The organism is Paenarthrobacter sp. Z7-10, assembly GCF_026932795.1.
Classification (GTDB): Bacteria; Actinomycetota; Actinomycetes; order Actinomycetales; family Micrococcaceae; genus Arthrobacter_M.
Map to the genome: position 1 here is coordinate 64532 of NZ_JADPVH010000008.1, position 22249 is coordinate 86780.

The 22249-nt window shown below is 64.4% G+C and carries 16 protein-coding genes; 7 read left to right on the forward strand and 9 right to left on the reverse strand.

What is annotated here, in order from left to right:
- Nucleotides 1–86: 86 nt before the first annotated feature.
- Nucleotides 87–1511: a type I glutamate--ammonia ligase gene (gene glnA, locus IV498_RS04155; RefSeq protein WP_269045291.1), complete on the reverse strand. Its 1425-nt coding sequence runs from the start codon at nt 1509–1511 to the stop codon at nt 87–89.
- A gap of 232 nt (nt 1512–1743) precedes the next feature.
- Here glnA and IV498_RS04160 point away from each other — a divergent pair, with 232 nt between their 5' ends.
- Entirely contained in the window at nt 1744–2181 is a 438-nt protein-coding gene (locus tag IV498_RS04160; protein ID WP_269045314.1) for an RDD family protein, read from the forward strand.
- A gap of 71 nt (nt 2182–2252) precedes the next feature.
- Here the strand turns inward: IV498_RS04160 and IV498_RS04165 are convergent, their stop codons facing one another.
- The 3 genes from IV498_RS04165 to lipB are packed head-to-tail and all read right to left on the reverse strand — an operon-like array spanning nt 2253 to nt 4776.
- Nucleotides 2253–3026, reverse strand: a complete 774-nt coding sequence (locus IV498_RS04165; RefSeq protein WP_269045293.1) for a DUF4191 domain-containing protein — start codon at nt 3024–3026, stop codon at nt 2253–2255.
- A gap of 32 nt (nt 3027–3058) precedes the next feature.
- Nucleotides 3059–4063 (reverse strand): lipoyl synthase, encoded by a 1005-nt coding sequence (lipA, locus tag IV498_RS04170; protein ID WP_269045295.1) that lies wholly within the window; start codon nt 4061–4063, stop codon nt 3059–3061.
- Nucleotides 4060–4776: a lipoyl(octanoyl) transferase LipB gene (gene lipB / locus IV498_RS04175; protein WP_442951277.1), complete on the reverse strand. Its 717-nt coding sequence runs from the start codon at nt 4774–4776 to the stop codon at nt 4060–4062. The genes lipA and lipB overlap by 4 nt, the downstream gene beginning before the upstream one ends.
- A 128-nt stretch (nt 4777–4904) precedes the next feature.
- Here lipB and IV498_RS04180 point away from each other — a divergent pair, with 128 nt between their 5' ends.
- Entirely contained in the window at nt 4905–6722 is a 1818-nt protein-coding gene (locus IV498_RS04180; RefSeq protein WP_269045297.1) for a serine/threonine-protein kinase, read from the forward strand.
- Between the two features lie 8 nt (nt 6723–6730).
- Here the strand turns inward: IV498_RS04180 and IV498_RS04185 are convergent, their stop codons facing one another.
- Nucleotides 6731–7636, reverse strand: coding sequence for a TIGR01777 family oxidoreductase (locus IV498_RS04185; protein ID WP_269045298.1), 906 nt, complete (start codon nt 7634–7636; stop codon nt 6731–6733).
- 113 nt (nt 7637–7749) lie between these two features.
- Here IV498_RS04185 and IV498_RS04190 point away from each other — a divergent pair, with 113 nt between their 5' ends.
- The gene (locus IV498_RS04190; protein WP_269045299.1) at nt 7750–11088 is read left to right on the forward strand and encodes a S41 family peptidase; all 3339 of its coding nucleotides are present in this window, start codon (nt 7750–7752) and stop codon (nt 11086–11088) included.
- 108 nt (nt 11089–11196) lie between these two features.
- Here IV498_RS04190 and IV498_RS04195 read toward each other — a convergent pair whose 3' ends face one another.
- On the reverse strand, nt 11197–11628 hold the full coding sequence (locus IV498_RS04195) for an OsmC family protein (RefSeq protein WP_269045300.1): 432 nt from the start codon (nt 11626–11628) through the stop codon (nt 11197–11199).
- A gap of 231 nt (nt 11629–11859) precedes the next feature.
- On the opposite strand from IV498_RS04195, the gene IV498_RS04200 reads away from it, so the two are divergent.
- Nucleotides 11860–12321: a DUF2269 family protein gene (locus IV498_RS04200; protein ID WP_269045301.1), complete on the forward strand. Its 462-nt coding sequence runs from the start codon at nt 11860–11862 to the stop codon at nt 12319–12321.
- Between the two features lie 205 nt (nt 12322–12526).
- Here IV498_RS04200 and sucB read toward each other — a convergent pair whose 3' ends face one another.
- The 3 genes from sucB to IV498_RS04215 form a co-directional block, all read right to left on the reverse strand.
- Nucleotides 12527–14404 carry a 2-oxoglutarate dehydrogenase, E2 component, dihydrolipoamide succinyltransferase gene (gene sucB, locus IV498_RS04205; protein ID WP_269045302.1) on the reverse strand — a complete coding sequence of 626 codons (1878 nt, stop codon included), beginning with the start codon at nt 14402–14404 and terminating at the stop codon, nt 12527–12529.
- Between the two features lie 108 nt (nt 14405–14512).
- A complete protein-coding gene (gene lpdA / locus IV498_RS04210; protein ID WP_269045303.1) occupies nt 14513–15895 on the reverse strand; it encodes a dihydrolipoyl dehydrogenase in 1383 nt (460 codons plus the stop codon).
- 331 nt (nt 15896–16226) lie between these two features.
- Nucleotides 16227–17753: a leucyl aminopeptidase gene (locus IV498_RS04215; protein ID WP_269045304.1), complete on the reverse strand. Its 1527-nt coding sequence runs from the start codon at nt 17751–17753 to the stop codon at nt 16227–16229.
- 289 nt (nt 17754–18042) lie between these two features.
- Here IV498_RS04215 and IV498_RS04220 point away from each other — a divergent pair, with 289 nt between their 5' ends.
- The 3 genes from IV498_RS04220 to IV498_RS04230 all read left to right on the forward strand — a co-directional run bounded on the left by IV498_RS04220 (nt 18043) and on the right by IV498_RS04230 (nt 22093).
- The gene (locus IV498_RS04220) at nt 18043–19023 is read left to right on the forward strand and encodes a proteasome assembly chaperone family protein (RefSeq protein ID WP_269045305.1); all 981 of its coding nucleotides are present in this window, start codon (nt 18043–18045) and stop codon (nt 19021–19023) included.
- Between the two features lie 130 nt (nt 19024–19153).
- The gene (locus tag IV498_RS04225; protein WP_269045306.1) at nt 19154–20566 is read left to right on the forward strand and encodes an MFS transporter; all 1413 of its coding nucleotides are present in this window, start codon (nt 19154–19156) and stop codon (nt 20564–20566) included.
- Nucleotides 20567–20686: 120 nt separating this feature from the next.
- Nucleotides 20687–22093, forward strand: a complete 1407-nt coding sequence (locus IV498_RS04230; RefSeq protein ID WP_269045307.1) for a DUF4192 family protein — start codon at nt 20687–20689, stop codon at nt 22091–22093.
- Nucleotides 22094–22249 lie beyond the last annotated feature (156 nt).

The following is a 22249-nucleotide window of genomic DNA, read 5'->3' on the forward strand; positions in this document are numbered from 1 at the left end:
AACGGCAGACAATTCGGCTTAAAAGGCGGCGGCCCGCACCTATGGTGAGGACCGCCGTCGTCGTACTCCAGATCCTGATGCCGTGCTTAGACGCCGTAGTAGAGCTCGAATTCGTAGGGATTCGGGCGCAGCGAGAGGGGCCGGATCTCGTATTCGTACTTGTACTCGATCCAGGTGTCGATGAGGTCCTGGGTGAACACGCCGCCGGCCTGCAGGAACTCGTTGTCCTCGGCCAGCGCGGCCAGAGCCTCTTCAAGCGAACCCGGAGCCTTGGGAATGTCCTTGGCCTCCTCGGCGGGCAGCTCGTACAGGTCCTTGTCGATCGGAGCCGGTGGTTCGATCCGGTTCTTGATGCCATCCAAGCCGGCCATCAGCTGTGCGGCGAAGGCGAGGTAAGGATTGGAGGAGGCATCCGGGGCGCGGAACTCCAAGCGCTTGGCTTTGGGATTGGAACCGGTGATCGGAATCCGGATGCCGGCGGAGCGGTTGCCCTGCGAGTACACCATGTTCACCGGTGCCTCGAAGCCCTTGACCAGCCGGCGGTAGGAGTTCACCGTCGGATTGGTGAAGGCCAGCACCGCGGAGGCGTGCTTGAGCAGGCCGCCGATGTACCAGCGTGCCACGTCGGACAGGCCGGCGTAGCCCTTCTCGTCATAGAACAGCGGAGCGTCGCCGTTCCACAGCGACTGGTGGCAATGCATGCCGGAGCCGTTGTCGCCGAAGACAGGCTTGGGCATGAAGGTGACGGACTTGTTCCACTGCCACGCCGTGTTCTTGATGACGTACTTGAACTTCTGCAGGTCATCGGCGGCGTGCACCAGCGTGTTGAACTTGTAGTTGATTTCGGCCTGGCCAGCCGCGCCCACCTCGTGGTGCGAGCGCTCAACCGCCAGCCCCACGTTGTCCAGCTCCACACACATGGCATCGCGCAGGTCGGCCTGCTGGTCAACCGGAGAGACCGGGAAGTAACCGCCCTTGGTCGGCGTCTTGTAGCCCAGGTTTCCGCCTTCTTCTTCCCGGCCGGTGTTCCAGGGGGCTTCAATCGAGTCGATCTTGTAGAAGGAGCCCTGCGGGGAGGACTCGAACTGCACATTATCGAAGACGAAGAACTCGGCCTCGGAGCCGAAGAAGGCCTTGTCGGCGATGCCGGTCGAGGCAAGGTAGGCCTCGGCCTTTTCTGCCACGCCGCGCGGATCGCGGTGGTACGGATCTCCCGTGCGGGGATTGACGATGGAGAAGTTCAGGGCCAGTGTCTTTTCCAGCCGGAAGGCATCCACGAAGGCGGTGGTGGGGTCCGGAATCAGCTGCATGTCGGATTCGGCAATGCCCTGGAAACCGCGGATGGAGGAACCGTCAAACAACTGCCCATTGACGAAGAAATCCGCGTCAACACTTTTGGCCGGCACATTGAAGTGCTGCTGCACGCCGGGGAGGTCGGTGAATCGGATGTCGACGAACTTCACATCTTCGTCCTGGATGAATCTGAGGACTTCGTCCGCATTCTTGAACATCTATGCTCCTTACGCATAAGGGGGATCCGGCCGCCGGCAGGCCATTGCCGCTGTCGCGTGGTGCGACTGCGCCTGCCACTGTTACCAGACTAAGGACAAGGGATTACCCGGGAGTGTCCATGGTGTTTCAGGGAGGTTACAGGTTTCCCGCTTCTTCCAGTCTAACCGGGCGCGCTTGGACGTCCCTTTGCGTTACGGCTCCACACCACTTGCACCCGGGTAGGCTGGGATGGTGGTGGAACGCAAAGATATCGGTTCATGGCTCAGCGGTCCGGACACCTCCGGCGTCTCCGCGTACCCAGGGCAGCGGCTTGGTTTGCCCGAATCCGGTCCAAGCTCCCTGGCGCGCGCCGGCCGGCGGATCCTGGCGATCTGCATCGACTGGGGCCTGAGTTACCTGATTGCGCATCTGCTGCTGGCAGGCAATTCCATGGGGATTCTGGCCATCTTCCTGCTGGAGCAGGTGGTGCTGGTTGGGACACTGGGCTACAGCATCGGCCATCGGATCGCCGGCATCCATGTGATCCGGGTGGGGGGCGGCTCCGCCGGCCTGCTGGCTGGAGTCGTGCGGGCGGTCCTGCTGGCGTTGGTGCTGCCGGTGGTCATCACCGATGCCGACCACCGCGGACTCCATGACAGGGCGGCGAATACGGTTCTGATCCGGGGCTGAGTTTGCGGCCATCGAACCCTCCCGCTGCCGGGGGGACGGCGGTGGCCCTGCAGCGGCGCAGCGGCCGAAGGCTAACGGCCGCGGGCGGCCTTGCGGTCGGGGCGTGCTTTGTTGGGGTCAATGCCCTTGGGAATGGGCAACTTATTGCCCAGAGAGGCGACCCGCTTGTTGACGGCGCTGACCTCGCCTTTGGTCAGTTCGGGCTTGAGCTTTTGCATCTTTTTGGCCAGGCTGCGCAGTTCGACCTGTCCCTCACCCCGGCCGGATTCGAGGACGTGCACCGTGACGTTGGGAAGAATGCGGTTAAGGCGCCGGCGCTCAGCATCGATCAGCGGCTTCACCCGGGCCGAGGGGCCTTCTGACACCAGCACCACGCCCGCCCGGCCAATGGCCCGGAAGATGACGTCCTGGCTGCGCGGATTTACAGCGACCGGTTGTTCCTCGACGATCCAACCTCGGCGCAGCGTGTTGATGGCGGCACCGGCGGCTCCGGGCTGGCCTTCAATCTGTGCAAAGGCGGCCCGTTCGGCCCGCCGGGAGAGAATCAGCAACGCGCCCAGGAACCCAAGCGGAATACCCAGGATCAGCCCGGTGATCCAATTACCGACCAGGAAGCCGATGCCCAGCGCCACCACAATGACACCGAGGAAGACCAGCAGCATCAGCCACTGAGCGTTCGGGTCATGCCGGCGGGTCATCTTGAAGATGTCCACCAGCTGCTTCACACGGTTCTGCTTTTTCGGGCCGACAGCTGTCGAACCCTTGCCGCGCCGGAAGAAGGGACTGCGTTTCTTTACCGCGTCGGGATCGGAGGAGGCGTTTGCTGAGTCTGTGGATTTGGCCATAGTGGGATCAATTCTACCGGTACTTGGACCGACTACCGCGCCGCCAAAAGTGTCGCCGCCTCTTGGCGGGTGCTGCCGGAATTGCCGATGTGGGCCAGCTCTTCGGGGATCGGCAGACCCTTTTTGCGCATCGCCGTCGCCCAGAGCCGTCCGGCCCGGTAAGAGGAGCGAACCAGCGGTCCGGCCATCACGCCGAGGAAGCCGATTTCGTCGGCTTCCTGCTGCAGTTCCACGAATTCCTGTGGCTTGACCCATCGGTCCACCGGATGGTGCCGTTCGCTGGGGCGCAGATACTGGTTGATGGTGACCAGGTCACAGCCGGCTTCATGCAGGTCGCGGAGAGCGGAGGAAACTTCCGCACGGGTCTCGCCCATGCCAAGGATCAGGTTGGACTTGGTGACCATGCCCAGGTTCCGGCCCTGGGTAATAACGTCCAGCGAGCGTTCGTAGCGGAACGCAGGCCGGATGCTCTTGAAAATCCTCGGCACGGTCTCGACATTGTGCGCAAAGACTTCGGGTTTGGCGTCGCAGATGGCTTGGATGTTTTCCGGTTTACCGGAAAAGTCCGGAATAAGGATTTCGACGCCGGTGCCCGGGTTCAGTTCGTGGATCTTGCGGATGGTCTCGGCATACAGCCAGACACCCTCATCCGCAAGATCGTCCCGCGCCACGCCCGTCACTGTGGCATAGCGCAGCTCCATAGCCTGCACCGAGCGGGCCACCTTCGTGGGCTCAAAGCGGTCCAGCGGGGAGGGTTTGCCGGTGTCGATCTGGCAGAAATCGCAGCGTCGGGTGCATTGCGCGCCGCCTATCAGGAAGGTCGCCTCCTTGTCTTCCCAGCATTCGAAGATGTTCGGGCAGCCGGCTTCCTCGCAGACAGTGTGAAGCCCCTCTTTCTGCACCAGATTCTTCAGGCCGATGTACTCCGGTCCCATTTTGACCTTGGCCTTAATCCAATCGGGCTTGCGCTCGACGGGGGTTTCGGCGTTGCGCGCTTCAATGCGCAACATCTTCCGGCCTTCGGGTGCCAGCGTCACGATAGGGCTCCTTCTGCCGGCGCTTGCTCCGTGGCGCCGCCGGCCTTTACCTGATGAGGTCCATCGGAGGCGATGAGTGCCTCCGCAGTTCTGCGTAGTTCCTCGGCCACCGGAGCCACAAGGTCCCGCGGTGTCACGTCCTGGCCGGTCTCCTGCTGAATTGAGGTCGTCCCGGCGTCGGTGATCCCGCACGCGATGATCATCGAATAGGGGGCCAGATCGTTATTGGCGTTGATGGCAAAGCCATGCATCGTCACCCCGTTGTGCACCCGAATGCCGATGGCTGCGATTTTCCGGGTGGGACCGCGCCCATCGGCCTCAATCCAGATGCCGGCACGGCCATCCACCCGGGTGCCGGTAACCCCGAATCCGGCCAGGACGGTGATGATCACGTCTTCCAGAGCCCGGACATAGCCGCGGATGTCGTGCGGATCCTTCAGAGCCAGCACGGGATACCCAACCAACTGGCCGGGCCCATGCCACGTGAGCTTGCCGCCCCGGTCCACAGCGATAACCGGCGTGCCGTCGAACGGCCGTTCATGTTCTTCGGTGCGTTTACCGGCCGTGTAAACCGCCGCGTGTTCGAGCAAAAGAACGGTGCTGGGGGAGGTGCCGGCAAGAACCTCGGCGTGCAGTCGGCGCTGCAGATCCCAAGCCTGGTTGTAGTCGACGAAGTCAGGGGCGAAACCGACTTCAGAGAACTCAAGAGTCATGAGTTCAAGGGTAGTCCTCCGCGACTGAAGCCCTAAATCAACGACGGGCGGCGGGACATACATCACACGTCAGTTCCAGATCTGTGGATAACTTCGGCGGGAATCGGCGATCCGCGCTATCACTAAGCATGGACTATTATTTAGCCTCCGGTGCCGCCGACGCTCCCTCCGGTGCCGCCGACGCTCCCTCCGGTGCCGCCGACGCTCCCTCCGGTGCCGCCCCCGCCGGTGCCTCTGCCGACGATAGAGCCGCCGCTGCCGCCCTGCCCGTGCAGACCACTGCCACGTCGGCCTCTGCCTGGCCGGTTCCGATGATGCCGGGATATCAGGCGGACCGCCTGCTGGGCAGCGGCGCCAGCGCCCAAGTATGGCTGGTCCACAGCAACGCCGGCGGGCAGTCCTTGGCGGCAAAGTGCTTCCTGCCGGGGTCCGACGACGACGACAAGGGCCAACCGGTGCAGCGCAAACTGACGCGCGAATTGCGCATTTTGGCAAACTACAGCCACGAGCACCTGCTGAACCTGCATGCCGTGCTGCCGTTGTCCCCGGACTGGGGTGGTTCGTGGGCTTTGCTGATGGACTATGCCGCCGGCGGTTCGCTGGCAGATCTGGTGGCGGCACGGACTCGGCTGACTGTGGGCGAGACCGTGACAGTTCTGTCCCCGCTGGCCCAAGTGCTGGGCTACCTGCATGACCAGGGCGTGGTGCACGGCGATGTCGCTCCCGGCAATGTTCTCTTTACCGCGGAGGGAAAACCACTGCTGGCGGATTTCGGCGTCGCGGCCATGGTGGGGGACAGGTCCCAACCGTGGCTTGGCACCGATGGTTTCGTGGTGGACGGCCCCGCAGACGGAGACGCCTCTGGCTCATCGCTGGTCCTGGATCCGGCGGCGGATGTCTACGCGATGGCTGCCGTGGGCTGGTTCGCACTCACTGGTCAAGCGCCTCCGCCACCGGCTTCCCGGCTGCCGCTGGCCCTGCATGTCCAGGGCATTCCCGAAGAACTGTCCGAGGCGCTGGAAGCCGGACTCCAGGAATCGGCGGCATTGCGTCCATCGGCGCTGGAACTGGGCCAGGCCATCTACCGCAGCGCTGTGGCCCTTCCCCTGGACCTGTCCTTCTCCGTGCATCCCAGCGTCATTCCCGAGCTGTTGACGCGCCGTCAACTCAGGGTCGAAGCCGCAGGCAGACTCCGCTGGGCCCGGTTGGGTGTCCGGATCCGTGCAATTCTCCGCGGCCGAGGCTTGACCGGCACAGGTACTGGTATCCCCAGCCAGGGCTGGGATCGGACGAATAACCGCAGCAGTGTCCCCAGTCGGGGCCGCGGCGGGACTGGTGCCAGTGCCGGCGTCCGCAACCGGGGTTGGGCTCTGCGCCGCACGGCCGGCGTTGTCGCCGTCGTGCTTGTTGCGGCCGTCGTCGTGCTCGCCTGGCCGCGCGCTAATCCCGGCCCGGATCCCACCACTGGTTCCAGCCCCGCCCGCAACGGCGCAGGTGGGACGGCACATTCCTTGGCCAATCTCGCCGTGCCGGATCCCATCAGGGAAAAGCTCGAATCCCAAGACCCACAGCGGGCATTGGCCGGCCTGGCCTGGCTGCGGTCTTATGCCTTCAGCGCAGGCCAGGGTGGAATGCTGGAGTGGGTCGACGTGTCCGGATCCACGGCCCTGGCGGACGACAGGACAGTGGCAACGCAATTGGAAGCCAGCGCGCATACCTTGGCCGGTTTGGAGACCCAGATTCTCACCGCGCGGACTCTGGAAGCGCGGTCCGATGCGACCGTCCTGGTTAAGGCCACGGCTGTGACAAGCGGCTTTACCGAAGTCGACCGGTTCGGGACGGTCGTCCGTTCCCAGCCTGAGGCCGCCACTCAAATGCTGACCTTCGTACTGTTCCGGGAATCGGGATACTGGCAGATAGCGGAGGTGCGCCGGGCCGTTCCCTGAGGGCAGGATCAGTGCAGGGCGGCCGCTGCCCAGCCGGCCACCGCGGCCGGCGTGGGATGCTGAAAAGTGAAACCGTGCGCGCTGAGGACGGCGGGACGGACGCGGGTGCTGGTCAGGAGCATCTCACGCGCCATTTGACCCATCACGGTGGTGAGGACCACCTCGGGAACACGGAATCTTGCCGGTTTCTCAAAAGCCTTGGCCAGCGCGGTCACCAGGACCCCGACCTGGCTGGATTCGGGCGCAGACAGGTTCACTGGTCCCGAGATGTCGTGGGTCAGCAGAAATTCGATGGCCGCCACGAGGTCCGGCAGAGAGATCCATGGCCAGTATTGTTTTCCGCTGCCCAGCGGGCCACCAATACCGAGTTTCAGCGGCAGCAGCAGTTTGTTCAAGGCTCCGTCGTCCGGAGTGAAGACCACTCCCGTGCGCATGTTCACGGTGCGGATGGCAGGGGGAGCAGTTTGCGCTGCTGCCTCCCAGCGGCGGCAGATATCGGCCAGCAGGGACTGCGGGGAGGAGGGGGAGGATTCGTCGGCCTGGCCCTGAGCGGGTGATGTCGGACCGTAATAGCCGGTTGCGGATTGACTCAGGAAGACCTTGGGCGGATGGTCCATCCGTCCCATGGCAGCGGTCAGCGTAAGAATGGGATCGATGCGCGATTCATAGAGAACTTCAACGTAGCCTCGGGTCCAGGGCCGACTCGCCAGTCCCGCACCGGACAAATTGACGACGGCGTCCACGCCGTCCAAATGCCGCGTATCCAGATCGCGGTGGGCTGGGTCCCACTGAAATTCGTCGTCGGTGCGTGCTGGCCGGCGGACGAGCTTGCCCACCCGGTGTCCTTGACCGCTCAGATGTTTGGCGAGGGCAGAACCGAGGAGACCGGAACCGCCCGAAAGGAGAATACGCATGCTTCATCCCATCATGGCTTCAGTCCGCAGGGAAGTCCGCATGCCACTGCGGACTGCGGGCCAACTTATTGTGGATCGGCTTTTTTGTCTGCCGCCGTGGTTAGGATCGGTGCATGACTTCATCGAGCTATTTCCGTTATCCGCACCTGCACGGAGATCTGATCACCTTTGTGGCCGAAGACGACGTCTGGGTTGCACCATTGCGTGGAGGGCGGGCGTGGCGGGTCTCTTCGCTGCAGTTGCCGGCCCGGAATCCGCGGTTTTCCCCGGACGGCAGCCGGCTGGCCTGGTCCGTCGTGCAGGGCAGCGCCCCTGAAGTGGTGACGGCCTCAACCGATGGAGGTGACTTCCATCAGCTGAGCTATTTTGGCCACCAAAGTACGAAGGTCAAGGGATTTACTCCCGCCGGCGAGGTGTTGGCGACCAGCGCCTTCGAGCAGGCCGAAAGCCGGCACACCTGGGCATACGCGCTCAGCCTGGACGGATCCAGTCGTTCCATCCTGCCCTTCGGTCCGGTGGATTCGGTGGCCTATGGCCTGGAATCAGGCAATGCACGGCCGGTTGTGGTCTCTTCCGTCCTGTCCCGCGAGCCGGCCTGGTGGAAGCGCTACCGGGGAGGCACCGGCGGCAAACTGTGGATTGACGGCGATGGATCCGGCCAGTTCATCCGCCTCGCCGAACAGTTGGACGGCAACTTGGCCGATCCGCTGTGGATTAAGGAGCGGATCGCGTTCCTGTCCGATCATGAGGGCTACGGCAACGTGTACTCCGTTCTGCCGGACGGGAGCCAGCTGCGCCGGCACACCGACCACGACGCGTTTTATGCCCGGCATGCCAGCAGTGACGGGGCCCGCKTGGTCTATGAATCGGCGGGTCGTCTGTTTCTGATCGACTCTCTGGACACGGATCCTCGTGAGGTGGAGATTACGCTCGGCTCGGCCTCGACAGGCCGCCGGCGCAGGCCGCTGGACATCGCCAAGCACCTTGGCCAGGTGGTTCCTGACCATACCGGCCGTGCCAGCGCAGTGGAGGCCCACGGCACGGCGCACTGGCTCACGCACCGCGACGGTCCCTCCCGGATAGTCGAAGCAACACCTGGTGTGCGGGCAAGACTGGTGCGCCCGCTGGGAAATGGAAAAGTCATCTACGTGGCCGATCACGGCGGAATAGAGGGACTGTACATAAGGGATCTCTCTGCCGGGGTAGAAGCCAGTTCTGCCGTCTCGCTGCCCGGCGGAGCGCCTGCGGCAGCCGATGTATCCGGGGGTCCTTCCGCGGGTTCGCAGCGGGTGGAGTTCGCTGGGCCGACGCGTGCCAGCGAGATTGTGGCGAGCTCGGATGGACAACGTGCAGCCATTGGAACCGAAGACGGTCAGGTATTGCTGCTCGACGTTGCGGCAGGGACCCTGCGGCGGATAGCCAGCACTGAAGCAGGCGCGATCGGGGAGTTGGTGTTCAGCCCCGATTCGGACTGGTTGCTCTGGGTGGAGCCGGTCACCATGGACACGGACCGCTCAAAGCTGCGGCTGGCACATATCGCCGATGAAGCGGCCGATATTTTGGACCTCACCGACGGGCGTTTCCCCGACCATGGACCGGCCTTCACCCCGGATGGACGCTTTGTGGCGTTCTTGTCGCAGCGCAGTTTTGACCCGGTTTACAACACCCACGGTTTTGATCTGAGTTTCCCGTCCTCAACCAAGCCGTTCCTGCTGGCGCTTGCAGCCGGGACCCCGTCGCCCTTCGGACCCTCCGTTGCCGGCACACCGGCAGAGCCGGAGAGTCTGGCGCCGGCACACGAGTACCCCGGGAAGAACCCCGCCTCTCCTGCGTTGGCAGTGGATCCGCAGGGCATCAGCGAGCGGATCATTGCGGTGCCCGTTGCGCAGGGGAACTACGAGCAGCTTACGGCGGCGGAAGGAGCGTTCCTTTGGCTCGCCGGCGAGCCGGAGGGCGTGACCGGTGATGGGCGCGCATCCACCGGTGACAAGGCGCAGGCCAGGCGGCTGGAACGTTTCGATATCGCCAAGCGCGAGACCAGCACGCTGGTGCCCGCGCTGAGTGCCTACCGCGTCTCCGGCGATGGAAAGCGCATTGTGGTGGTCCATGAGGCCAAGGTGCGGCTGCTGCCTGCGGCAGCGGCGGTGGAGGAGGGTTCGGCGGAAAGTGTTGAGGTGGACCTTGGCCGCGTTCGGGTTCAGCTGGACCCGGTCCAGGTCTGGGGCCAGGCCTTCGATGAGACCTGGCGCCTGCAGCGGGACTTCTTTTGGACACCGGACATGGCCGGAGTGGACTGGCAGGGCGTTTATGACAGGTACCGCCCGATTGTCCAGCGACTGGGCTCACACGATGATCTGGTGGATCTGCTCTGGGAAATCCACGGCGAGCTCGGCACCTCGCATGCCTACGTCACACCGGCCCCGGCCGCGGAGCCGGGCGCCGGTCAGCAGGGCAGGCTGGGTGCTGACTTCAAGCGGACCGCCCGCGGCTGGGAGGTTGAGCGGGTGCTGCCCGGTGAGTCCTCCGACCCGCAGGCCAGGTCTCCACTGACCGCGCCCGGAGCCGGCGCGCTGCCGGGAGATGTGCTGCTGCGCGTTGACGGCGTCGAAATTCCGGACACCGGACCCGATGCTCTGCTGGTTAACGCTGCGGAGAAGGCAGTCGAGCTCACTATTGTCCAGGGGCCCGCCCACGACGGCGGCGCCGGGCAGGTGCGCCGGATTGCGGTGGTGCCGATCAAGGACGAAGAGCGGCTGCGCTACCAGCGCTGGGTCTTGGAAAACCGGCGGAAGGTCCGCCAGGGCTCCGGTGAGCGCTTCGGTTATCTGCACATTCCCGACATGCTGGCGCGGGGTTGGTCCCAACTGCACCGGGACTTGGATACTGAGACGGCCCAGGATGCGTTGATTGTGGACGTCCGGCGGAACCGCGGCGGCCACACCTCCGAATTGGTGGCAGAACTGATCGGCCGCAGAATGACTGCGTGGACGCTGGTGCGCAGGCAGAAGGCGGGTATCTATCCCAAGCAGGCGCCGCGCGGTGCGGTGGTGATCCTGGCTGACGAGTTCGCGGGCTCGGACGGGGACATCATCACCCAGGTCGCCAAGCTGCGGGGAATCGGACCCGTGGTTGGCACCCGGACCTGGGGTGGCGTCATCGGCATTGACGGGAAATTTTCGCTGGCTGACGGCACTGCCGTGACCCAGCCGCGCTATGCATTCTGGTTTACGGCAGGAGTTGGATGGAAGGTGGAAAACTATGGCGTGGACCCAGATATTGAGGTTCCCTTTCCGCCACACGCCTATGGAGCGGACGACGATCCGCAGCTCGAACGAGGGGTGGGCCTCCTGAAGGAAATGCTGGCACAGACGCCACCGGACGCGCCGCCTGCCCGGGAGAACTACCGCAAGCTGCAGCCGGGTGTCCTGCCGCCGCGCCCCGAAGCCGACTGACGGATTCTTCTCCCGCCTGGGACGGCCGGCGTCCCTGCCAGCCGTGGCTCCGGTTCCGCGGGAACCGGAGCCACATATTCCGCGGCAGGGGCCGCAGGACTTCTTATGCTAGCCTTCCAGCGTCGCGTCCAAGGTGATCGTTGTGCCCGTCAGCGCCGCGGAGACGGGGCACCCGGTCTTGGCCGCATCCGCAATCCGGGCAAAATCCTCCTGACTCAAGCCCGGAACCCTGGCCTTGAGCGTCAAATGAATTCCTGTGATGCCCTCACCCGGCTGGAAGCTGACGTCCGCGGTGGTGTGGACTTCTTCGGGTGCGCCCTTGTTTTCCTCGCCGAGTGCGTGGCTGAAGGCCATCGAGAAACATGCCGAGTGCGCCGCGGCAATCAGTTCCTCCGGGCTCGTTTTTCCCTCCGCCTGTTCCGCCCGGGCTTTCCAGGTCACGTCGTAGGTTCCAAGACCGGAGCTGTCCAAAGTGACCTGCCCCGAGCCGCTGGGCAGATCGCCGTTCCATACTGTGTGGGCTGTGCGCGTTGTCGCCATAATCGCTCCTTGGAATTGAACTGACTCTCGGAAAGTAACTCCCTGATCAGCTTCAGCTGCCAGGTCCCAGGGACGCTTCCCACCGGGAAGCACCCCTGCTCTTCCATCCTAGGCGGGGAGCCGACCGGTCGGCACCGAGGCTCAGTTCCCGGCGCCACGGGCCCGGGCAGCGGGAGAAACGACGATGGTCCTAACAGGGCGGACTTGTAGCATGGGGGCATGGAAACCCTGATGAATGTTTTACACGTCGTTGCGGCCGTCTTTATCGTCGGACCGATGACAATTTTGCCGATGACGGCGATGCGGGCGCTGCGCTCAGGAGCGCAGACGCAGGTGGCGTCGCTGGCCAAATCCACTTATGTCTTCAGCCTGCTCTCGCTGATCGTGGTCGTCTTCGGCTTTGGTCTGATGGGTATGAGCGATCCGAAATATCACCTGTCGATGACCACGCCGTGGATCCTGATTTCGATCATCGCCTACGTGCTGGCGCTGGTCCTCAACCTGGCCGTCGTCGTGCCGGCCTTGCGGCACGCCGGGTCCGCGGTGGTTCCGGTCACCGCCGGGTCAGGTACTCAGACGGCCGCAAACTCCAGCCAGCCTGCCGGCAAGGGCTACCAGCGCATCTCGATGTCCTCGGGCATTGTGGCGCTGCTGATGGTCCTTGTGGTCGTCCTGATGGTCTGGCGTCCATAACCACAATCGAACTGCCGCTCGTTCTGTCCATCGAGGGCGCTGTGCCGCGAGCAACTTACTGATGTGCCCACTGGTGGACCGGCTCTTTGGGCAGCAGCCGAACGCAAACAACTTGGCGTCCTCCTCCAATTGGAAGAGGACGCCACAGCTGTGTGAGCGGGACCGGATCCGGCCACGCAGTGCAGGACCGGACCCGGTTCAGGCTCTAGAGGCCAAGATCGGCCTCGAATGCACCCGCTTCCAGGCGCGCCTTGAGGGTCTGCAGGAAGCGTCCAGCGTCTGCCCCGTCCACCAGGCGGTGGTCGTAGGTCAGCGACAGGTACATCATCGAGCGGATGGCGATGGTGTCATCGCCGTCGACGTCGGTCACCACCACGGGGCGCTTGACGATGGCTCCGGTGCCCAGAATACCGACCTGCGGCTGGTTGATGATCGGCGTGTCGAACAGGGCGCCGACGGAACCGATATTCGTGATGGAGAAGGTGCCGCCGGAGAGCTCATCCGGACCAATTTTCGCACGGCGGGTGCGGTCGGCGACATCGGCAATCTTGCCCGCCAGGCCGGCAAGGTTCAGGCTGCCGGCGTCGGCGATCACCGGAACCAGCAGGCCCTTGTCCGTATCCACCGCGATGGCCAGGTGTTCGGCATTGTGGTAGGTAATCTCCTGCTTGTCCTCGTCGTAGGCCGCATTCAGCTTTGGGTGCTGCTTGAGGGCTTCGGCGACGGCCTTGGCGATGAACGGCAGGTAGGTCAGTTTGACGCCGTTCTGGGCGGCAAAGGAGTTCTTGGCCTTCGCACGCAGCTTGGCGACCCGGGTCATGTCCACTTCATGGACCTGTGTCAGCTGGGTGGAAACGTCCAGTGACTCCCGCATCCGACGGGCGATGACCTGCCGGATCCGGGGCGCCTTCTGCACGGTTCCGCGCAGCGAGGACGCTGCAACGCCGCCCGAAGAAGCCTGTGCCGAGGTCGCTGCGGGTGCAGCCGCCGGTGCGGCGGGGGCGGACTTGGCCTCGGCGGCGCTAAGAACGTCCTGCTTGCGGATTCGCCCGCCCACGCCGGTGCCGGTGAGGGCGGAGACTTCGATGCCGTGTTGGTTGGCCAGTTTGCGGACCAACGGGGTCACATAGCCGGCCTCGCCGGAACCGCCGGCAGGAGCGGGGGCGGCCGAGGACTGGGCGGTGGGAGCCGACGACGGCGGTCCGGCCGGGGCTGCCTTCGGCGCTTCGGCCTCGGGGGCCGGAGCCTCAGTTCCGCTCTCGGTCGCGGAGGGCGCCGGGGCGGCAGCAGCTTCCGGCTTGGCCGCCGGTTCTGCCTTGGGTGCCGGTGCGGCGGGTGCAGCCGGAGCGGCCTTTGGCGCCTTGGGTGCCGGAGCGGCTGCGCCGGCTCCGATCACGGCCAGGACGGAACCAACTTCCGCAGTCTCATCTTCGTTGACGCGGATTTCCTGCAGCGTGCCAGCCACCGGAGAGGGAATCTCGGTATCCACTTTGTCGGTGGAAACTTCCAACAGCGGTTCGTCCACCTCGACAGAGTCACCAACTGCCTTCAGCCAGCGGGTCACTGTCCCTTCGGTAACGCTCTCACCCAACGCCGGCAGGGTGACATTGTGGCTTTCGCCACCGCTGGGGGTCGCATCGGCCGACGGAGCGGAGGTAGCCGGCTCTTCGTCGGCGGGGGTTTCTGTGGAGGGCTCGGCCACCGTGGGTTCGGACGCAGGTGCCGGTTTTTCGGCGGAGGTTGGCTGGGCCTGCGCCGGCGCCGTGGCTTCGGAGGCCGGGGCCGGCTCCGTGGCTTCGGAGGCCGGGGCCGGCTCGGATGCCGGTGCCGCGCTTCCGGCGTCCGCGCCGCTGCCGATGCGCACCAGCGGGGCGCCAACCTCAGCGGTTTCATCTTCGGCGACGAGGATTTCCTCGATCACGCCGGCAATCGGAGAGGGGATTTCGGTATCCACTTTGTCGGTCGAGACCTCGAGCAGGGGCTCGTCGACCTCAACCCGGTCACCAACCTGCTTGAGCCAGCGGGTGACGGTGCCTTCGGTGACACTTTCACCAAGGGCGGGCAAGTTCACGGATTCAGACATTTCGTCCCCGTTCTCCTTATTATCTGCAGTGCGAATGAAATTCTGGAAATATAAATTGAGCTTAGTGCACCCGGCGGATGCCGCCGGGTGCACTCAGAAGAGCGGAATTCAGCCGTGCAGCGGCTTTCCGGCCAGCGCCATCGCAGCTTCGCCGAGGGCCTCGTTCTGGGTGGGGTGCGCGTGCACCAGGGAGGCAACATCCTCCGGATAGGCTTCCCAATTGACCATCAGCTGAGCCTCGCCGATCTGCTCACCCATCCGGGTGCCGATCATGTGGACGCCAACAATGGGACCATCCTTTTCACGGACCAGCTTGATGATGCCGCCGGTGCCCAGGATGGAGCTCTTGCCGTTGCCGGCCAAGTTGTATTCCTGTGTCTGAACCTGATCATCACCGAGTTTGGCCTTGGCGGCCTTTTCGGTCAGACCCACCGACGCAATCTCCGGCTCGCAGTACGTGACCTTTGGAATATTGATGTCTTCCACGACCACCGGCTTCAAACCGGCAATTTCCTCGGCCACAAAGATGCCCTGCTGGAAGCCGCGGTGGGCCAGCTGCAGGCCGGGAACAATGTCCCCCACGGCGTAGATGTTGCCGACGCCGGTGTGCAGGCGTTCGTTGGTGACAACGAAGCCGCGGTCAACGTTCAGGCCGGCTTCTTCAAAGCCCAGGCCGGCGGTGCTCGGACCGCGGCCGACGGCGACCAGCAGCAGGTCCGCTTCGAAGGTCTTGCCGTCCACCAGGGTGACCTTGACGCCGTCGTCGTTCTGCTCGACGCCCTGGAAGAAGATGCCGGTGCTGAAGTTGATGCCGCGCTTTTTGAACGTGCGTTCCAGGACCTTGACGATGGCGGTGTCCTCGTTGGGCACCAGGGACGGCAGGCCCTCCACGATGGTGACGTCCACGCCGAAGGACTTCCAGACCGAGGCGAATTCGACGCCTATCACTCCGCCGCCGAGGATGATAACGCTCTTGGGAATGTAATCCAGAGTTAAGGCCTGATCCGAGGTGATGACGCGTCCGCCAAGTTCCAAGCCGGGCAGGCTGCGGGAGTAAGAACCGGTGGCCAAGACAATATTCTTGCCTGTGTAGGAGGTGCCGTTGACCGTCACGGTGTTCTTCGAGCTGAGCTTGCCCTCACCCTCGATGACGGTGATGCCCTTGCCCTTGATCAGACCCTGCAGGCCCTTGTACTTTCCGGCGACGATGCCGTCCTTGTACGCGTTCACTGCCGCTATGTCGACGGACTGGAAGTCAACGTTGATGCCGTACTTAGCTGCGCCGCGGGCGTGATCGGCCACTTCGGCCGAGTGCAGAAGAGCCTTCGTGGGGATGCAGCCGTTGTGCAGGCAGGTGCCGCCAAGTTTGGCCTTCTCCACCAGACCTACGGTGAAGCCCAGTTGGACCGCACGCAGTGCGGTGGCGTAACCGCCGCTGCCGCCACCGAGTACCAGGATGTCGAATTCTTGCGCAGTTGCCTGATCGGCCACTTAGACGCTCCCTCGCGTATTGGTTGACGCACCGGGGCGCGCCGTCTTCGATGGAAGATTGATGGAGATTTTTCGTACAGTCGGACTGCAGATATCTGATGCTGCTTCCGGACGTGGGACTCCGCGTTATTGAGCGGAGACCGGCCCGGTCGAAACGTGTTCAGCATTTACCTTAGCGTTCCCGGCTACCATGCTCCACCCGAAAACCTCGGGGGTAAAGGACTTGTGTCCCGTTTCACGGTCGCTTGTGATACATCCCGTAACGGGGCGGGGAGGGCACTTTCGCCGGTCCCGCCCGCCCCGCTGGGAATTTGTCCTGCGGAGGCTGCTGCTAGGCCGTGCGCTGCAGAACGTCCTCGACATAGGCGACGAGGGTGCGTACGCCGGTGCCCGTGCCCTGTTTCGGGGTGTAACCGTAGGCGGAGCCCTCATTGAAGGCCGGTCCCGCGATGTCCAGGTGCGCCCACGGAATCTTCGCTCCATCGGGACCATTGCCAACGAACTCATTCAGGAAGACGGCAGCCGTCATCATGCCACCGGCCTTTTCACCGATGTTGGCCAGGTCAGCCACCGGAGAGTCGAGGCTGGGCCGCAGTTCCTCCGGCAGCGGCATCGGCCAGAACAGCTCGCCGGCCCGCTTTGCCGCAGCCTGCACTGCGGCCGTGACGCCTTCGTCGCCCATCACTGCCGAGACGCGGTGACCCAGCGCAACAACCTGCGCCCCGGTCAGGGTGGCCACATCCAAAATGGCGTCTGGCATTTCCGCGGATGCTGCGGCGAGCCCGTCGGCCATCACCAGCCGGCCTTCGGCGTCGGTGTTCAGGACCTCAACGGTCTTGCCGCCGAACATGGTGAGCACATCAGAGGGCCGGATGGCCGTGGCCGATGGCAGGTTTTCGGCCACACACAGCCATGCGGTCAGCTTCATCGGCAAACCGAGGCGGGCGACAGCCAGCAGTGCGTTGAGGATGACGGCGGCACCGGCCATGTCGCACTTCATCGTCATCATTCCGGCGGCGGGCTTGAGCGAGATTCCGCCGCTGTCGAAGGTGATGCCCTTGCCGACGAAGGCCAGATGTGCCTTAGCGCGGGCAGGGGAGTATTCCACCTTGATCAGGCGCGGTGGCCGTGAGGATCCTTGTCCGACGCCGAGGATGCCGCCGAAGCCGGCCTTCTTCAGGGCCTTCTCGTCGGAGACCGTAACCTTCACCGGAAGGCCTGCTGCCAATTCCTTGGCGGCGTCGGCGAAAGTCTCCGGATACAGATGGCTGGGCGGGGCGTTGACCAGTGTCCGGGTGGCGTTCACGGCGCGTGCGAGGACGGTGGCCCGCTCCAGCGCCGGCGCCATCGCACGGTCGGTGGCCAGCGGGGTGAAAACGGTGACGGCCCTGACATTAGGTTTGTGGCCGGAGGGGCCCGCGGTGCGGTGTTCGGTGTACGAGTAGGCACCCAGCGCCGCACCCTCCGCCACGGCCGCGGCCTCGGCGATCGTCGTCGTCGGCAGGGCGACGACGACGCTGCCCACCCCTGCCAACTGACGGATCGCCGAGCCTGCGGCGCGGCGCAGCGCCTCGGCGGAAACCTGGCCGTCGGCAACCTTGCCGACTCCGGCCAGCACCAGGACGGCAGCGCCCAGCTCCTCGATGCCGGGGAACCGGCGCACCTCATCGGCCGCGCCGGTGATGCCCAGTTCCGCCAGCGAGGCGGCGAGGGCATTGGCCGCCTTGGACGGCAGCGGGCTGTCCAACAGCACCGGGCCTTCCACACCTTGGCCAACGCCGATGACCAGCGCATCGGAACGGTGCTTCTTCAGGTCTTTGGCAACCGCTTTGAGCGTTACTTCGTCGTTCGTGAACACAAAAATGGATCCTCACTTGTTGGCGGATGTCGGGCCCGGTCCGGCCGGCGCCCATTCTCCGATCGTAGTCCGCCGGTTCCGCGGAGCCGCTCAAGCAGCCCTCGGGGACGGCTTAAAGGCCCGGGCCTGCTCTGCGGTAGCCCGGCTCACCTGAGTAAATCTTCCGCCGAATTGCTGCGCGGACCCCGGCGCGGGGATATTTGAGCATCCGGGATGATTCCCGGCAGCTTGGACGTTGTTAAGGTTGGAGAAGCGGGACGCACAGTGGGCGTCGGCGTGATGGACCTTAATGTCCGCGGAGGAAGTTGTGAAAGACATCGAGTACAAACCTTTTCTGGACCCGTCGGCGCTGTACGCCAGCAACGATGAGCTCCTGCAGCACGAAGACCTGCGCGGGCTGAACCTGCTGATGGGCTTCACCGGATCCTCGGATGCCGGCCAGGTTGTCCAGCAGATCACCGCGGAACTGCTGGAGAACCTGGACAGCGAGCCGGTGGCATTCTTTGATATCGACCAGCTGCTGGACTACCGCTCCCGCCGGCCCCGGATCACGTTCGCCGAGGATCACCTCTCGGATTATCAGCAGCCCTCGCTGGCCCTGCACCGGATGATTGACAGTCTGGGCAACCCGTTCCTGTTCCTGACCGGCAACGAGCCGGACCTGCAGTGGGAACGGTTCAGCGCCGCGGTGCTGGGTCTGGTGCGCAAGTTTGACGTCAACCTGGTGGCATGGGTGCACTCTATTCCCATGCCGGTTCCGCACACCCGCCCGCTTGGCGTAACGGTGCACGGCAATCGGCCGGATCTGATCGAGGGAATATCCTCCTGGCGCGCCACCGTCCAGATTCCCTCGGCCATCGGCCACGTGCTCGAGTTCCGGCTGCAGCAGGCCGGCCGGAACGTTGCCGGATACGCCATCCATGTCCCGCATTATCTGGCCGAGGCAGAGTACCCGCCCGCCGCCGTCGCGGGACTGGAATACCTTGGTGCGGCCGCGTCGCTGATGCTGCCCAGCGAAAGGCTTCGCGAGGCAGGCCGGGACGTGGAACGGCAGATCGGGGAGCAGGTGCAGTCCTCAGCGGATGTGCAGAACGTGGTGCGGAGCCTGGAACACCAGTACGACGACCGGACCAAGGACACCCCCACCCGCTCCCTGCTGGCCGACGAAAATGATCAGCTGCCCGATGCCGACGCCCTGGGTGCCGCGGTGGAGGCGTATCTCGCGAGCCAGGACCCGGCAGAGGGCGACGGCGGCCAGCCGCCTCAGTAGCCCGGCCGCTGGCGGCATTGATGCAGGCTGTGTCCCACGGCTGACGGCAGGCAGGCCCTTCCGGTGCCGGTGTGTTACGCCGGCGCACCGCGCCGGTGGCGGGCGTTACCGGCGCGCATAGGATGGACAGGTGGAAAGCAGACGCGCCTGGGTCATGTGGGGGATTGGCGTCTTCGCCTATCTGATTGCCATCACCCAAAGGACGTCATTCGGTGTGGTGGGGTTGGAAGCTACTGCCCGGTTCCATGCCACGGCATCGGCATTGTCCGCGTTCACCGTACTGCAGCTGCTGGTCTACGCGGTGTTGCAGATCCCGGTGGGAGTGCTGGTGGACCGTTTTGGACCCCGGCTGATGGTCGCCTCGGGCGCCGTGCTGATGTGCCTGGGCCAGCTGCAGCTCGCAGCGGCCACCTCGGTACCGGCCGGACTGATTGGACGTGTCCTGGTAGGCGCCGGCGACGCCCTGACCTTTATTTCCGTGCTCCGGCTGCTGCCGGCTTGGTTTCCGCCCCGCCGGATCCCGCTGTTGACCCAGCTCACAGGACAACTGGGGCAACTGGGGCAGCTGATCAGCGTGATTCCGTTCGCCTTGCTGCTGCACAGCTTGGGCTGGAGCGCCGCGTTCCTGAGCGCCGCTGGGTTGTCCCTGCTGGCCTTCGTCCTGGCCGCGTCGCTGCTGCGCAACCAGCCGCCCAATGTTGCCCCGGCACTGGTGCATCCGGGCCTGCGCGACAGCGGTGCGGCGCTGGCCAGAGCATGGAAGCAGCCGGGAACCCGGCTGGGACTGTGGAGCCATTTCACCACCCAGTTCTCCGGCACCGTTTTTACGTTGACCTGGGGTTATCCCTTTCTGCTCTCCGGGCAGGGCGTGGCCCCGGCGACGGCGTCGGTGCTGATGAGCCTGTTCGTGCTGGTGGGAATGGTCTGTGGGCCACTGCTCGGGGGATGGGTGGGCCGGCATCCGCTGCGCCGCTCCACCATGGTGCTGCTGATTTCCGCCGCCATTGCGGCCATCTGGATGGTGGTGCTGCTGTATCCCGGCCGGGCGCCGCTGTGGTTGTTGGTGGTGCTGGTGCTGGTGCTTGCGCTCGGAGGTCCGGCCTCGATGATCGGTTTTGATTTTGCCCGAACCTTTAATCCAGCGCACCGGATGGGCACCGCGACCGGCATTGTCAACGTCGGTGGGTTTTTCGCCTCCCTGCTGACTATGTATGTGATCGGATTGGTCCTGGATCTGCTCAATAACAGCGGATTTTCGCACGGACAACTGTACGGGCTGGATTCCTTTCGGATCGCCTTGTCGGTCCAGTTCCTGGTGATAGCAGTCGGAGTCAGCGGAGTCCTGATGTCACGGCACGAGGTTCGACGCCGGATGGCACTTGAGGGGGTTCGCGTGCCTCCGCTGCGCGCCGCCATGGCGGACAACCGCCGCCGACGTCAGCAATACCGGCAGGAATTGGCGACCCGGCGGCCCACGGCCGCCAAGAATGCCGCCAAGAAGGCTGCCAAGAACAGCGGCAGGAATTCTCCCGACAAGGGATGACGGGGAGCCCTTCCTGCACAGCTCTCCACAGCTCCTGCACAGCCGAGCTGGGATGGCCCTGAGCGCACATAGCAGCGGAAGCATCTGGTCCGAAACCCGCCCTTTGGCGATCGTGGATCCATGAGCACAAAACAACGGCTTTCCGTCAGCACCGGTCAGGACATCCTCAGCTACATTCCCCATGCGCTGGGCTATTGGCCCGTCCGGAGCCTGGTCTGCATCACAATGACGGGGAAGGCCGTGGGGGCCACCCTCCGGGTTGACCTGCCCTCGGGAGGACGCGAAAGTGACAAAGCATATTTGCTGACCTTCGCCGAGCATATCCTTGGTTACTTGCAGTCGGACGAGACGTCTGACGGTGTGCTGCTGGCCATCTTCGGCTCCCAGGATTGGCTTGCCATCCGGCCCGTTCCGCATGGTCAGCTCATGGCCGCTCTGCAGAAGGCGTTCGCTATAGCTGGAACGCCTGTCAAAGATTCCTGGTACGTGGGCCCGGAACGTTGGCGCAACTATCGCTGCACGGATGCGTCCTGCTGTGGCTGGCCCGGCCGGCCACAGAGCGAAATCGCGGAAAGCAAACTCAACGCCGAACTGATATTTATGGGCAGCAGCTACTCGTCGGAGCCACCCGACGGTGTATTGCGCATTTACGGGTCCGAAGCGGCGGGTCCACAAGGGCTGCGATTGGCTACCGGTGTCCGGCAGAGTCAGTACACGCAGGAATTCGCGCACAATCCCTGCGGTCCGGACCAGCTACGGGCCACGATGGAGGTCTGGGAACTGGCGATGGCGCGGTGGCCGGCGGCTCCGGATGCGGCGGCGGCCGGCTTCCTGCTGGCATCGTTGGAAAGCCTCACAGTTCGGGACGCGGTATTGGTTTCCTGCAGTGTCTCGGTCCGTCTGGCGGTGCAAGGAGCGGCCGCCTGCGGCCTGCCGGCACCGATTACACCCGATGTTTTCCTGCCTGAGGGCTGGGACCCCACATCTGCCGAGCGGGAGTTCCTGCGGACCAAGTTCCAAGCAGCCCTCCGGAAATCGGAGGTGTGCTTCGGAGGGTCGGCGTCTGGAGGGCCGGCGACCGGAGAATCGGAATTTCCAGGCTCGGAGTTTCGGAGCTCCGAGCCTGGAGAGGCGGAGTTTGGAGCGGGGGAGTTCGGTGCGGCGGAGTTTGGAGCGGGGGAGTTCGGTGCGGCGGAGTTTGGTGCTGTGCTGATGGGCGAAACCGGAAACCGTCCTGACTGGTGCAGGATGGACGTCGCCGCACGGCTGCTCGAATATCTGGCGGAAGCCGCCAGTGGGAACCCCCAGGCCGCCGCGCTGACCATGCTCGGCTGGATTTCCTGGTGCCGGGGTCGCGCATCCGCCGCGGACGGATACCTGCGGCAGGCCCTTAACGCCATGCCGGGATACCGGCTGGCGGGGCTGCTGCGTGAACTCGTCGGACAAGGCAACATCTGTGGCTGGGCTAAACGCCGCTCCACGGCCTGGCGTGGAGCCGACTCAGGTTTGGCAGAAGGAGCGCCCTGATGTGGATATGGAGTGTTCCCGTTTTTGTGGACTCGGGATTATGCCGCGAGTTCGTGAATAGATTTATAGCCTAACTCAATTTCGGCTGGCGTCAAATAGCCGAGCGTTGAATGGCGGCGACGTGTGTTGTAATAGCCTTCAATCCAAAGAAACGTT

Bases quoted from the DNA above. Each gene is read 5' to 3' on its own strand.
- lipB (WP_442951277.1), bottom strand. From the start codon at position 4,776: ATGACTCTTGAGTTCTCTGAAGTCGGTTTCGCCCCTGACTTCGTCGAC.
- IV498_RS04220 (WP_269045305.1), top strand. From the start codon at position 18,043: ATGTCCGCGGAGGAAGTTGTGAAAGACATCGAGTACAAACCTTTTCTG.
- IV498_RS04185 (WP_269045298.1), bottom strand. From the start codon at position 7,636: ATGCGTATTCTCCTTTCGGGCGGTTCCGGTCTCCTCGGTTCTGCCCTC.
- IV498_RS04200 (WP_269045301.1), top strand. From the start codon at position 11,860: ATGAATGTTTTACACGTCGTTGCGGCCGTCTTTATCGTCGGACCGATG.
- glnA (WP_269045291.1), bottom strand. From the start codon at position 1,511: ATGTTCAAGAATGCGGACGAAGTCCTCAGATTCATCCAGGACGAAGAT.
- IV498_RS04195 (WP_269045300.1), bottom strand. From the start codon at position 11,628: ATGGCGACAACGCGCACAGCCCACACAGTATGGAACGGCGATCTGCCC.
- IV498_RS04180 (WP_269045297.1), top strand. From the start codon at position 4,905: ATGGACTATTATTTAGCCTCCGGTGCCGCCGACGCTCCCTCCGGTGCC.
- IV498_RS04165 (WP_269045293.1), bottom strand. From the start codon at position 3,026: ATGGCCAAATCCACAGACTCAGCAAACGCCTCCTCCGATCCCGACGCG.
- sucB (WP_269045302.1), bottom strand. From the start codon at position 14,404: ATGTCTGAATCCGTGAACTTGCCCGCCCTTGGTGAAAGTGTCACCGAA.
- IV498_RS04230 (WP_269045307.1), top strand. From the start codon at position 20,687: ATGAGCACAAAACAACGGCTTTCCGTCAGCACCGGTCAGGACATCCTC.